This window comes from Loktanella agnita (assembly GCF_046640325.1).
GTDB classification, from domain to species: domain Bacteria; phylum Pseudomonadota; class Alphaproteobacteria; order Rhodobacterales; family Rhodobacteraceae; genus Yoonia; species Yoonia agnita.
The window spans coordinates 39,410-50,896 of the sequence record NZ_JBJMBF010000001.1; the positions used below are offsets into that span (position 1 = coordinate 39,410).

13 protein-coding genes, 1 other RNA gene and 1 riboswitch are annotated in these 11,487 nt (G+C 59.6%); of the genes, 5 read left to right on the forward strand and 9 right to left on the reverse strand.

Going from position 1 to position 11,487, the window contains the following annotated elements:
* Nucleotides 1–43: 43 nt before the first annotated feature.
* Nucleotides 44–129: riboswitch (glycine riboswitch) on the forward strand.
* 154 nt (nucleotides 130–283) lie between these two features.
* The 4 genes from gcvT to ACJ5NV_RS00220 all read left to right on the forward strand — a co-directional run bounded on the left by gcvT (nucleotide 284) and on the right by ACJ5NV_RS00220 (nucleotide 5,219).
* Nucleotides 284–1,399, forward strand: coding sequence for a glycine cleavage system aminomethyltransferase GcvT (gcvT, locus tag ACJ5NV_RS00205; protein WP_411641337.1), 1,116 nt, complete (start codon nucleotides 284–286; stop codon nucleotides 1,397–1,399).
* A 14-nt stretch (nucleotides 1,400–1,413) separates the two neighbouring features.
* Nucleotides 1,414–1,773 carry a glycine cleavage system protein GcvH gene (gene gcvH, locus ACJ5NV_RS00210; RefSeq protein WP_411641339.1) on the forward strand — a complete coding sequence of 120 codons (360 nt, stop codon included), beginning with the start codon at nucleotides 1,414–1,416 and terminating at the stop codon, nucleotides 1,771–1,773.
* A gap of 11 nt (nucleotides 1,774–1,784) precedes the next feature.
* Nucleotides 1,785–4,628, forward strand: coding sequence for an aminomethyl-transferring glycine dehydrogenase (gene gcvP, locus ACJ5NV_RS00215; protein ID WP_411641340.1), 2,844 nt, complete (start codon nucleotides 1,785–1,787; stop codon nucleotides 4,626–4,628).
* 117 nt (nucleotides 4,629–4,745) lie between these two features.
* On the forward strand, nucleotides 4,746–5,219 hold the full coding sequence (locus ACJ5NV_RS00220; protein WP_411641342.1) for a cupin domain-containing protein: 474 nt from the start codon (nucleotides 4,746–4,748) through the stop codon (nucleotides 5,217–5,219).
* An 80-nt stretch (nucleotides 5,220–5,299) separates the two neighbouring features.
* On the opposite strand, the gene rpmG is transcribed toward ACJ5NV_RS00220, so the two are convergent.
* The 7 genes from rpmG to gatC all read right to left on the reverse strand — a co-directional run bounded on the left by rpmG (nucleotide 5,300) and on the right by gatC (nucleotide 9,625).
* On the reverse strand, nucleotides 5,300–5,467 hold the full coding sequence (gene rpmG, locus ACJ5NV_RS00225) for a 50S ribosomal protein L33 (RefSeq protein ID WP_411641344.1): 168 nt from the start codon (nucleotides 5,465–5,467) through the stop codon (nucleotides 5,300–5,302).
* Between the two features lie 108 nt (nucleotides 5,468–5,575).
* Complete coding sequence (locus ACJ5NV_RS00230) at nucleotides 5,576–5,977, reverse strand: PAS domain-containing protein (RefSeq protein WP_411641346.1); 402 nt, start codon at nucleotides 5,975–5,977, stop codon at nucleotides 5,576–5,578.
* A gap of 60 nt (nucleotides 5,978–6,037) precedes the next feature.
* An RNA gene (gene rnpB, locus ACJ5NV_RS00235) (RNase P RNA component class A) lies at nucleotides 6,038–6,412 on the reverse strand.
* 12 nt (nucleotides 6,413–6,424) lie between these two features.
* A complete protein-coding gene (locus ACJ5NV_RS00240) occupies nucleotides 6,425–7,045 on the reverse strand; it encodes an N-acetylmuramoyl-L-alanine amidase (RefSeq protein ID WP_411641348.1) in 621 nt (206 codons plus the stop codon).
* A gap of 59 nt (nucleotides 7,046–7,104) precedes the next feature.
* The gene (locus tag ACJ5NV_RS00245; protein ID WP_411641350.1) at nucleotides 7,105–7,815 is read right to left on the reverse strand and encodes a hypothetical protein; all 711 of its coding nucleotides are present in this window, start codon (nucleotides 7,813–7,815) and stop codon (nucleotides 7,105–7,107) included.
* A 41-nt stretch (nucleotides 7,816–7,856) separates the two neighbouring features.
* On the reverse strand, nucleotides 7,857–9,338 hold the full coding sequence (gene gatA, locus ACJ5NV_RS00250; protein ID WP_411641352.1) for an Asp-tRNA(Asn)/Glu-tRNA(Gln) amidotransferase subunit GatA: 1,482 nt from the start codon (nucleotides 9,336–9,338) through the stop codon (nucleotides 7,857–7,859).
* The gene (gene gatC / locus ACJ5NV_RS00255) at nucleotides 9,338–9,625 is read right to left on the reverse strand and encodes an Asp-tRNA(Asn)/Glu-tRNA(Gln) amidotransferase subunit GatC (protein ID WP_411641353.1); all 288 of its coding nucleotides are present in this window, start codon (nucleotides 9,623–9,625) and stop codon (nucleotides 9,338–9,340) included. Before gatC ends, gatA begins: the two co-directional genes overlap by 1 nt.
* A gap of 217 nt (nucleotides 9,626–9,842) precedes the next feature.
* Here gatC and ACJ5NV_RS00260 point away from each other — a divergent pair, with 217 nt between their 5' ends.
* Nucleotides 9,843–10,538: a metal-dependent hydrolase gene (locus tag ACJ5NV_RS00260; protein ID WP_411641355.1), complete on the forward strand. Its 696-nt coding sequence runs from the start codon at nucleotides 9,843–9,845 to the stop codon at nucleotides 10,536–10,538.
* A 51-nt stretch (nucleotides 10,539–10,589) separates the two neighbouring features.
* Here the strand turns inward: ACJ5NV_RS00260 and ACJ5NV_RS00265 are convergent, their stop codons facing one another.
* Nucleotides 10,590–11,036 carry a nucleoside deaminase gene (locus tag ACJ5NV_RS00265; RefSeq protein ID WP_411641357.1) on the reverse strand — a complete coding sequence of 149 codons (447 nt, stop codon included), beginning with the start codon at nucleotides 11,034–11,036 and terminating at the stop codon, nucleotides 10,590–10,592.
* Nucleotides 11,036–11,380, reverse strand: a complete 345-nt coding sequence (gene uraH / locus ACJ5NV_RS00270) for a hydroxyisourate hydrolase (protein ID WP_411641359.1) — start codon at nucleotides 11,378–11,380, stop codon at nucleotides 11,036–11,038. The genes ACJ5NV_RS00265 and uraH overlap by 1 nt, the downstream gene beginning before the upstream one ends.
* Nucleotides 11,381–11,487 lie beyond the last annotated feature (107 nt).

The window sequence follows — 11,487 nt, forward strand, 5'->3', positions numbered from 1 at the left end:
ATTTTTTACCCTTGTCTGGCGCCGTGATTACACCTAATTTCGCCGCAACATGACGGGAGAACCGGCGACGCCGGTGCCGAAGGAGCAACCGCCCCGGAAACTCTCAGGCCCACGGACCGCCATGTAAGCGAAGACTCTGGAGAGTGGTGCAGCGCACCCGCCGAAGGGATAACGATCTCAGGCGAAAGGACAGAGGGGGCATCACGCGCATGGCTGCATGCGCCAAAGTGGTGCCGATTCTTGTTCCCTTGGGACATTCGGCCTGACAGCAAAGGGTCGAAAGATGTCTGATCTATTGGAAACACCGCTACATGATTTGCATGTGGAACTGGGGGCCAAGATGGTTCCCTTTGCCGGTTATGCCATGCCTGTCCAATACGGGCTTGGTGTGATGAAGGAACACCTGCACACCCGCGAAAAGGCCGGGCTGTTTGATGTCAGTCATATGGGTCAGGTGATTTTGCGCGGTGAAGACCCTGCCACAGCGCTGGAGCGTTTGATTCCGGTCGATATCGTCGGCTTGGCCGAGAACCGACAGCGATACGGGTTTTTTACCAATGACAGTGGCGGGATCATGGATGATCTGATGATCGCCAATCGCGGGGATCACCTGTTTGTGGTGGTCAACGCCGCCTGTAAAGGCGCGGATATCGCCCATATGAAGGCCAATCTTGAACCCGGCGTGACCGTGACCGAAATCACCGACCGTGCGCTGCTGGCCTTGCAAGGCCCTGCGTCAGAGGCGGTGCTGGCCGCATTGAATCCTACCGTCGCCGGTATGGCATTTATGGATGTGGCCACGGTGACCCTGAACGGCGCTGAGTGCTGGGTGTCCCGGTCCGGCTATACCGGCGAGGATGGATTTGAAATTTCCGTGCCTGCGGGCGATGCGGCCGCACTTGCCCGTGCCTTGCTGGCCCATGAAGACGTGGCACCGATTGGGCTGGGCGCGCGCGATTCGCTGCGGCTCGAAGCCGGGTTGTGCCTCTATGGGCATGACATTGATACTGACACCACGCCTGTGCAGGCCGCGCTGACATGGGCCATGCAAAAGGTGCGCCGACCTGGCGGTGCCCGCGCTTGCGGCTTTCCGGGGGCTGCGGCGATTGCGTCAGAGCTGGCCAAAGGTGTCGCCCGCAAACGTGTCGGCCTGCTGCCCGAAGGCCGCGCGCCCATGCGCGAAGGTGTCCCGATTTATGCTGATGCGGACGGCGACGCCCAGATCGGGGTGATCACCTCAGGCGGGTTTGGCCCGACTGTCGGCGGCCCTGTCGCGATGGGCTATGTCGCTAGTGCGCAAGCCCAACCGGGCACCGTGCTTTATGGTGAATTGCGGGGCAAGCGCCTGCCCCTGACCGTAACCAAACTGCCGTTCACACCGGCCAATTTTAAACGCTAGAACAGGAAGTACCCATGAAATTCACTGAAGAGCACGAGTGGCTGCGCCCCGAAGACGATCTGATCGTGGTCGGCATCACCGAACATGCCACCACACAGCTGGGCGATATTGTGTTTATCGAACTGCCCGAAGTCGGCACAACGGTCTCCAAGGATGACGAGGTCGTCGTGATCGAAAGCGTCAAGGCGGCGTCAGACATTCTGGCCCCGCTGGACGGTGAAATTATCGAGGTGAATGACACCCTTGCCGACAATCCCGCCCGCGCCAATGAGGATGCGATGGGCGATGGCTGGTTCTTTAAAATCCGGCCCTCTGATCCGTCGCAGATGGACGAGTACATGGATGAAGCCACCTATAACAAGCTGATCGCATAAGGACCCGCGTCATGCCGTTTACCCCCACCGATTATCTCCCCTACGATTTCGCCAATCGCCGTCATATCGGCCCCTCGCCCGCTGAGATGGCCGAGATGCTCAAGGTGGTGGGGGCGGCAGACCTGAACGCCCTGATCGACGATACCCTACCCAAAGGTATCCGCCAAAAAGAGCCGCTGGATTTCGGCAAGCCCAAATCAGAGCGTGAATTGCTGCATCATATGCAGGTGACGGCCCGCAAGAACAAGGTTCTGACCTCGCTCATCGGTCAAGGCTATCATGGCACCGTCACCCCGCCTGCGATCCAGCGCAATATTCTGGAAAATCCCGCCTGGTACACGGCCTATACCCCCTATCAGCCTGAAATTTCCCAAGGTCGTCTTGAGGCGCTGCTGAACTTTCAGACGATGGTGTCTGATCTGACAGGGCTTGAGATCGCCAATGCGTCTCTGCTGGATGAGGCCACCGCCTGCGCCGAGGCGATGACCATGGCGCAGCGCGTGTCGAAATCGAAGGTGAAGGGTTTCTTTGTCGACGAAAACTGCCATCCGCAGAATATCGCGGTGATGAAAACCCGCGCCGCCCCGCTGGGGATCGAGATTACCGTGGGCAACCCCGATGATCTGGACGCGGATGCGGTCTTTGGCGCGATCTTTCAGTATCCGGGCACCCACGGTCATCTGCGTGACTTCACCCCCGAAATCGCCGCCCTGCATGGTGCCAAGGCGATTGGGATTATCGCCGCGGACCCGATGGCACTGACCCTCCTGAAAGAGCCCGGCGCAATGGGGGCAGATATCGCTGTCGGTTCTACCCAGCGCTTTGGTGTGCCGGTGGGCTATGGCGGCCCACATGCGGCTTATATGGCGACGAAACAGGCCTATGCCCGGTCGATGCCCGGCCGTATTGTCGGCGTTTCCATTGATAGCCACGGCAACCGCGCTTACCGTCTGTCGCTGCAAACCCGCGAACAGCATATCCGACGGGAAAAGGCGACGTCAAATGTCTGTACAGCGCAGGCGCTATTGGCGGTGATGGCGGGCTTTTATGCGGTGTTTCACGGCCCCGATGGGCTGCGCGCCATTGCCCAGCGCATTCACCGCAAGACTGCACGCCTCGCCGAAGGCCTGAAAGAACGCGGGTTTGAGGTCCGCCCAGCGGCGTTTTTCGACACGATCACGGTTGAGGTGGGCTTGCTCCAACGCGGTGTCCTGCAAGCGGCGGTGAACGAAGGCATCAACCTGCGCCCCGTGGGCACGACCAAGATCGGCATCACGCTCGACGAGCGTACCCGCCCCGCCACGATCGAGGCGGTTTGGCGCGCCTTTGGTATCGAACGCGCCGACAAGGATTACACCCCGCATTACAGCATGCCCGAAAAGCTGATCCGCACCAGCGCGTTTCTGACCCATCCGGTGTTCCACATGAACCGGGCGGAGACCGAGATGATGCGCTATATGCGCCGCTTGGCCGACCGTGATCTGGCGCTGGACCGGGCGATGATCCCGCTGGGGTCCTGTACGATGAAACTGAACGCAGCGGCTGAAATGATGCCTGTCACATGGGATGAGTTTTCGCTGCTCCACCCCTATTGCCCTGCCGATCAGGCGGCCGGCTATCACGAGATGATTGATGATCTGTCGGCAAAGCTATGCGATATCACCGGCTATGCCGCGATTTCCATGCAGCCCAATTCGGGGGCGCAGGGGGAATATGCGGGGCTCTTGACCATTGCCGCCTATCACCGGGCCAATGGCGAAGGGCATCGTAATGTCTGCCTGATCCCGATGTCCGCGCATGGCACCAACCCGGCCAGCGCTCAGATGGTGGGCTGGAAAGTCGTGCCGGTCAAATCCGCCGCCAATGGTGATATTGATCTGGATGATTTCCGCGCCAAGGCCACGGCCCATGCCGACACGCTGGCGGGCTGTATGATCACCTATCCGTCCACCCACGGTGTGTTCGAGGAAACGGTGACAGAGGTCTGCCAGATCACCCATGACCACGGCGGGCAGGTCTATATTGATGGGGCCAATATGAACGCGATGGTGGGTCTGTCCCGTCCCGGCGATCTGGGCGGGGACGTCAGCCACCTGAACCTGCACAAGACGTTCTGCATCCCGCATGGCGGCGGTGGCCCCGGCATGGGACCGATTGGTGTGAAAGAACATCTGGTGCCACATTTGCCGGGTGATCCAAATACCGGCACAGGGGCTGTGTCGGCGGCAGCCTTTGGGTCCCCTTCCCTGTTGCCGATTTCATGGGCCTATTGCCTGATGATGGGAGGCGACGGGCTGACGCAAGCGACGCGGGTGGCCATCCTGAATGCGAACTACATCGCAACGCGGCTGCAAGGTGCGTTTGACGTGCTTTACAAAGGGCCGTCAGGTCGTGTGGCCCATGAATGCATCATCGACACCCGCCCCTTTGCCGATAGCGCAGGGGTCACCGTCGATGATATCGCCAAGCGGCTGATTGATTGCGGATTTCACGCCCCGACCATGAGCTGGCCAGTCGCGGGCACTTTGATGATTGAACCCACCGAAAGTGAAACCAAGGCCGAGCTGGATCGGTTCTGCGATGCGATGCTGGCGATCCGGGCTGAGATTGCGCAGATCGAAGAAGGCGAGATCGACACGGCAAACAACCCGCTGAAGAACGCACCACATACGATGGAAGATCTGGTCAAGGATTGGGACCGGCCCTATAGCCGCGAGATAGGTTGCTTCCCCCCCGGCGCATTCCGCGTGGATAAGTATTGGCCACCGGTCAACCGGGTGGACAATGTCTGGGGCGACCGGAACCTGACCTGCACCTGCCCGCCAATGACGGATTACGCCGAAGCGGCAGAGTGATTGCAAGGGTGCGCATGAACGCGCACCCTACGGGCCCTGTGCAACGCAGTCCCGGACTTGATCCGGGACCTCTTGCTGCGCCATATTTACGGGGCCAATTTTGAAAGATTATATCTGATGCCCGTCTTCACGCCCGACACCGTCAAAATTGATGAAAGCGAGGGTGCGGGTAATCCTTGCGGTCCTTATCGCGCGCAGCTTTTCAGTGACAGCGGCGGGCTGACCCAGTTCGGGGCTTTTGTCGAAATCCTGCCGCCGGGATCGTCATCGTCGATCAAGCACTGGCATGTGGGCGAGGATGAGATGGTTTATGTGCTGGCCGGTGAAGTCACCCTGCATGAAGGCAACAGCAGTGTCGTGATGCGTGCTGGTGACGCGGCGACGTTCAAGGCGGGTGATCCCGTCGGGCATTGTCTGGAAAACCGCAGCGCAGCCGAGGTGCGCTATCTTGTCATCGGCACGCGGTCCCCCGGCGATGTGGTCACCTATCCTGATCATGACCGGATGCTACATTGGGATCGCCCCACAAAGAGCCGGCGCTGGACGGATCATGCCGGTGTGCCCAGAGATAGCCCTTATGAGACCCGTTAAAGCGTCAGCATAGCCGCCAGCACCAAAACATAAGGCCGCGGGAATTCCACGGCCTTTGCAAAACATTAAGGGGCGATCAATTACTTGATCTTGCCTTCCTTGTATTCCACGTGCTTGCGCGCAACGGGGTCATACTTTTTGACCAGCATCTTTTCGGTCATGGTCCGTGCGTTTTTCTTGGTCACGTAGAAGTGCCCGGTCCCCGCAGTGGAGTTCAGGCGGATCTTGATGGTGGTCGGCTTCGCCATATCTCATCTCTCCTGGTTGCGGGCCACATCGGGCACTGCGCATAAATCTGGTTGAAGCCGCCTTTTACGCCTGCCTGCGTCCGAGTCAACCGCAAACGCAGTTTTTCCTTATTGCCCCGTCACGTCACGCGACACGGCAAGCACGGATGTGATTGTACCATCCCCGTTATGCACCGGTGTGATCCGCACATCCCAGTCTTTCGGCACGCCCCGCGCAGTCGGGCAATGGCCCATAAATGTTACGTTTTGACCTGCAAGCCCCTGCTGGAAAGCGGTCTTAAGTTGCGCGCGCGCGTCTTCGGGCCAAAGGTCCCACCAGCATTTGCCGGCGACATCCTTATGGTCCGCGATATCCATGGCGCAAAGGCCGTTTTCGCTCATGAAACTGACGCGCCCGGATGCATTCAGCAATTTGACACAATCAGGGCTGTTCCGCAGCATCGCAAGGCTGAGTGTGTCGCCTGCAACAGCGCCGCTGTCGAATACGGTCGCGTCGTGATGGTTCACCATTCGTCTTTTCCTTTAGAGGACTTATTTTTGTTTATAATAGCGTTTGGCATAGTCAAGAATATACGCGGATGGCCTGTAAGCCGGATTCTGTCTAGGTGGCGTAAACCACCCGAGATGACCATTCATCTGGAACGCCTGTTACCAAACGCTCTCTAGCTGCCAACCCGGACCTCCTTGGGCTCAAGCCGCCCAGCCGCAAGCGGCGCGGGGTCCCTATTTGGCATTGCTCCCGGTGGGGCTTGCCGTGCCGCTTTGGTTACCCATCGCGCGGTGAGCTCTTACCCCACCGTTTCACCTTTCCCCTCGTATAGAGGGTAGTTTGTTCTCTGTGGCGCTTTCCCTGGGGTTGCCCCCGCCGGGCGTTACCCGGCACCGTGCTTTGTGGAGTCCGGACTTTCCTCGAACCCGAAGGCCCGCAGCCATCCAGCCATCCGCGCAGGTGCGCAATTAGGCCCAGGCGGCGTTCACGTCAACGGGGAAACGGCGGGCAAGGTCGCAGATCATGCCTGCATCTGTTCCATCCAGCGGACCGGTGGCTTGCGGCCGGAACCGCAGGCGGAAGGTTTTGAGCAGCAGATCAGCATCATCCGTGGCCGTATAGCCAAAGCCGCGCATCGCAGCCGCAAAGCCTGCTGGATCGTCAGAGGACCAGTCTGTCGGCCAAACGCCCAGCCCTTCCAGCGCCAGCCTTCGCCAGTCAAATCGCGCGCCGGGATCAACCTTGCGCCCCGGTGCCATGTCGGAATGGCCAATGACCCGTTCCGGCCTGATCTGCCAGCGCGCGTTGATCCCGCGCAGCAGGTCGGTCAGCGCGTCCATCTGTGCCGCCGCAAAGGGGCTGAACCCGTCATTGGCCAGCTCTATCCCGATGGATCGGCTGTTCACGTCTGTCACGCTGCCCCAGCGCCCCGCACCCGCATGCCACGCGCGCAAATCCTCTGCTACCAGCGAAAGCACCTCCCCATCGGGGGCAATCAGGTAATGCGCTGATACTTCATTTTCTGGATTGCAGAGCGTGTTCAACGCGGCTGTGGCGCTGTTCATGGCGGTATAATGGATCACCACCATATCAGGCCGCGCGCCATTACGCCGCGGCCCGCAATTGGGGGATTTATGCGTGGTCAGTCTCAGTTGCCAAAGGCCTGTCTGAAGGGCGCTGGATCCCAGCCGCAGGCGAACCCATCGCCATCAGGGTCGATGCCCAGCCGATCCCGTTCCGGCCCGCCGCGCGAGAGAAAGTCGCGCTGTGCGTCATCAGGTGTGTTATAGCCTGCGCAGTTGCGCTGGAACCGGCCCTGACCGGACAGCAGCGACCGGCTGTACCATTCCTGACCTTTGACATTCGGCGCGTTGATTGCGTATTCGACAATATTCGGCCCGGTGTTTCCGGGGCGCTGCGGCACCGCAGTGGGCGTGATCTGTTCGCGCGCTGCGGCCTGTGCCGCCCGTCGCTGTGCATCGCTTTCGATGGTTTCGCGCCCGCTGACGGCGTCAAAGTTCTGCTCGTCCGAAATGCCGGGATTATTGGCCAAAGACGGCGCTGCGTTCGCAGGTGACGCATCCAGCCCGTTCCGGCGCAGCGGATCATTGGCGGAGTTCGCTCCTGCCCGCTGCCCGATCCCGGCACGGGCCAGATCGCCGGAAGAGACACCCGATTCACCCTCGATACGCATTGGGGGCACGATACTGTCGCGCGGGGCAGAGAGCGCCGATTCGCGTTGCGCCCGTTCAATTTCGAAAGCGGCGTAATCGTCAAACCCGATACCGCGCGGCATGGGTTGCTGTGTGCATCCCGCCAAGCCAAGGGCCATTACCCCGATCACTAGACCCTTGTTCATCTTTATCTACCCGTCAGACCGCAATCGCGTTTTGCAGCAAGTTACCACCACTTCACCGGCTTGGCTACAAAACCCGCCGCCTGTTCAAGCGCATAACCAGTGTTGAGCAATTCCGCCTCTTCCCAAGGCCGCCCGATCAATTGCAGGCCCAACGGCAGACCCTGCGCATTGGTTCCGGTCGGCACCGCGATCCCCGGCAGACCGGCCAGATTGACCGTGACCGTGAAGACATCGTTAAGATACATCTGGATCGGGTCAGCCTCGGCCATTTCGCCCAGACCAAATGCGGCAGAGGGCGTGGCCGGGGTCAGAATTGCATCCACACCTGCGGCAAAGACAGTTTCGAAATCCTGCTTGATCAGCGTGCGCACTTTGCGCGCGCGGTTGTAATAGGCATCATAGAACCCGGCAGAGAGCACATAGGTGCCGACCATCACCCGGCGTTGCACCTCTGGTCCGAAGCCTTCTGCGCGGGTTTTTTCGTACATTTCAGTGATGCCGTCGCCCTGTGCCAGCTTGGCCCGATGCCCGAAGCGCACACCGTCATAGCGGGCAAGGTTCGATGAGGCCTCAGCCGGGGCGATCACATAATAGGCGGGCAGTGCGTATTTTGTGTGCGGCAGGGTAATCTCGCGGATTTCGGCGCCTGCGTCTTTCAGCATTGCGGTGCCGTCGTCCCAAAGCTTGACGATATCGGCGGGCATGTCATCCATGCGGTATTCCTTGGGAATACCGATCACCTTGCCTTTGATATCGCCGGTCAGTGCGGCCTCAAAATCCGGCACAGCCAGATCGGCGCTGGTGCTGTCTTTGGGGTCATGGCCAGACATGGCTTGCAGCATGATCGCCGCATCGCGCACATCTTTGGTCATCGGCCCCGCCTGATCGAGCGAGGACGCAAAGGCCACAACACCCCAGCGTGACACGCGGCCATAGGTGGGCTTCAAGCCGGTGATGCCGGTAAAAGCGGCGGGCTGGCGGATCGACCCGCCCGTGTCGGTCCCTGTCGCCGCAAGGCAAAGATCAGCAGCGACGGCAGAAGCCGAGCCACCCGATGACCCGCCCGGCGTCAGTTCCCGATCATCCGCTTTCCATGGGTTGACCGCATTACCATAGGTAGAGGTTTCATTGGACGAGCCCATGGCGAATTCATCCATGTTCAGCTTGCCCAACATGACCGCACCCGCATCGAATAGCTGGCTGGTCACAGTGGATTCATATTCCGGCTTGAAGCCTTCCAGAATGCGCGAAGCGGCCTGCGATGGCACGCCCTTGGTGCAGAACAGATCCTTGATGCCCAAGGGGATACCACACATGTCGGGCGCATCACCGGCCTTGATCCGCGTATCAGCGGCGGCGGCCTGCTGGCTGGCGATTTCGGGCGTGTGATGGACAAAGGCATTCAGCGCCCCGGCGCCGTCGATGGCGGTCAGGCAGGCCTGCGTGATTTCGGCGCTGGTCGTGTCGCCCTTACGCATTGCGTCGCGCGCCCCGGCGATGGTTAGTTTGGTCAGATCGGACATTATTCAACCACCTTCGGTACGGCAAAGAACCCTTCACGGGCATCGGGGGCGTTTTTCAACACGGCCTTTTGCTGGCTGCCATCAGTGACAACATCGTCGCGCCGTTTCAAACGTTGCGGTGTGACCGAGGTCATCGGTTCAACGCCGTCAACATCGACCTCGTTCAACTGTTCGATAAACCCAAGGATCGCGTTGAATTCGCCCGCCAGTGCGGGCAGGGCATCGTCTTCCACCTTGATCCGGGCCAGCTTGGCCACGCGGCGGGCGGTTTCGGTGTCAATGGACATGGAACGCGTCTCCGGTAAATTGCTTGCCTGCGTTTATCGCTAGTCCCTGCGGGTCGCAAGCGCATGGCGGCTTGTTTGCGCAATGCAAGGGCTTAAAGCGTTTCAACTTGCGACATCGCGCATCACCAATTGCGTGCGACCAAGAGGGGGATGCAGCGATTGGTATGCCGTTATGAACGAAATGCTCTAAGGTTGCGGAAAATGGATGGAGGGTATCATGAAGATCATATGGCTTGGGCATTCCAGTTTCCGGATCGAAATCGGCGGGCAGGTCCTGCTGGTTGATCCGTGGTTCGATGGCAATCCCGCTTTTCCCGCTGCGCGCCGGGAAGAGGCGGTGAAGGAGGCCACGCATATCCTGATCACCCACGGACATGGCGATCATGCCTCTGGCACTGTCGGCCTTGCAAAAGAATTGGGTATTCCGGTGCTGTGCATTCACGAACTGTCAGAAATCTGGAGCGCCGGCGAAGGATTAGAAACGATGGGGTTTGGGAAAGGTGGCACGCTGACCCTCGGCGATGTCAAAGTGACCATGGTGAATGCGGTGCATTCGTCCAGCCTTGATTCGCAAGGGTTGCCGTTGTTGCTGGCCGGGTCAGAGGCGGGCTTCATGATCAAGGGCGAAGGCCATGTGATCTATGTGTCCGGTGATACGGATATCACGGCCGATATGGACTGGATGGGCGATTATCATAAACCTGATATCGGCATCCTGTGCTGCGGTGGGCATTATACGATGGATATGGCAGGGGCTGCTTATGCGGCAAAGCGCTATTTCAACTTCAAAACCATCATTCCCTGTCATTACAAGACTTTCCCGATTTTGGAGCAATCGGCGCAACCACTGGTCGATGCCCTGCCGGATGTGGATGTAAAAACGCCCGAGGTGATGGAGGTTATTGAAATCTGAGCGGGCAAGTTTTCGCAGAAAGTTTGAAGGCAATTCCTGTGCCAAGAATTGTCAGCGCCGCGCGGCGAAGAAGCGTTTGAGCAGATCCTGCGCTGGTCCTGCGCCGATCCCGTCATAAATTTCAGGCACATGGTGACATTGCGCATGGCTGAAAATGCGCGGCCCCTGCCCGACCCCGCCGGATTTCGGGTCCGCCGCCCCATAATACAGCCGCCCGATCCGCGCGTTGCTGATCGCAGCGGCACACATGGGGCAAGGTTCCAGCGTGACGTAAAGATCGCAGTCATTCAGCCGTTCCTGCCCCAGAGTCGTGCAGGCGGCGCGGATCACCAGCATTTCCGCATGTGCCGTGGGGTCGTTAAGCTCGCGTGTTCGGTTACCCGCCTGCGCGATGACAGACCCGTCGTGGATCAGCACCGCACCAACAGGGATTTCGCCCCGCGCGGCGGCGGCCTCTGCCTCTGCCAAGGCGATATCCATATAGCTGCGAAAAACCACTAGCTGCCGCGATAGGTAGAAAAGCTGAACGGCGAGACCAGAAGCGGCACGTGATAATGCGCTGCCGCATCATTGATGCCGAATCGGATCGGGATATCGTCGAGGAACGGCGTCTCTTCCCCGCGATCAAAATAAGCGCCCACCTGAAAAACCAGCTCATACCGCCCAACGGCGAAATCTTCGGCAGGCAGGATCGGGCTGTCGGTGCGCCCGTCGTCGTTTGTGACCATGGTGACCAGATGCGCGCGGCTGTCGCCTTCGCGCCGGTAAAGGTCGATGGTCATACCAGCTGCCGGCTGCCCGCTGGCCGTGTCGAGCACATGGGTTGTCAGAAATCCGGTCATCGCGCTCTTCTCCTGTTATAGTCCGTATAGAACCTATGCCCGAACGAAGGGGAAAGTCACAGGGGTTGCGCTACTTTAGAATAATTCCAAACGCCGCGATTTGGTGT

Coding starts and splice junctions, on each gene's coding strand:
- ACJ5NV_RS00260 (WP_411641355.1), top strand. CDS start 9,843: ATGAAGATCATATGGCTTGGGCATTCCAGTTTCCGGATCGAAATCGGC.
- gatC (WP_411641353.1), bottom strand. CDS start 9,625: ATGTCCATTGACACCGAAACCGCCCGCCGCGTGGCCAAGCTGGCCCGG.
- gatA (WP_411641352.1), bottom strand. CDS start 9,338: ATGTCCGATCTGACCAAACTAACCATCGCCGGGGCGCGCGACGCAATG.
- ACJ5NV_RS00230 (WP_411641346.1), bottom strand. CDS start 5,977: ATGGTGAACCATCACGACGCGACCGTATTCGACAGCGGCGCTGTTGCA.
- rpmG (WP_411641344.1), bottom strand. CDS start 5,467: ATGGCGAAGCCGACCACCATCAAGATCCGCCTGAACTCCACTGCGGGG.
- uraH (WP_411641359.1), bottom strand. CDS start 11,380: ATGACCGGATTTCTGACAACCCATGTGCTCGACACGGCCAGCGGGCAG.
- ACJ5NV_RS00220 (WP_411641342.1), top strand. CDS start 4,746: ATGCCCGTCTTCACGCCCGACACCGTCAAAATTGATGAAAGCGAGGGT.
- ACJ5NV_RS00240 (WP_411641348.1), bottom strand. CDS start 7,045: ATGGTGGTGATCCATTATACCGCCATGAACAGCGCCACAGCCGCGTTG.
- ACJ5NV_RS00245 (WP_411641350.1), bottom strand. CDS start 7,815: ATGAACAAGGGTCTAGTGATCGGGGTAATGGCCCTTGGCTTGGCGGGA.
- gcvH (WP_411641339.1), top strand. CDS start 1,414: ATGAAATTCACTGAAGAGCACGAGTGGCTGCGCCCCGAAGACGATCTG.
- gcvT (WP_411641337.1), top strand. CDS start 284: ATGTCTGATCTATTGGAAACACCGCTACATGATTTGCATGTGGAACTG.
- gcvP (WP_411641340.1), top strand. CDS start 1,785: ATGCCGTTTACCCCCACCGATTATCTCCCCTACGATTTCGCCAATCGC.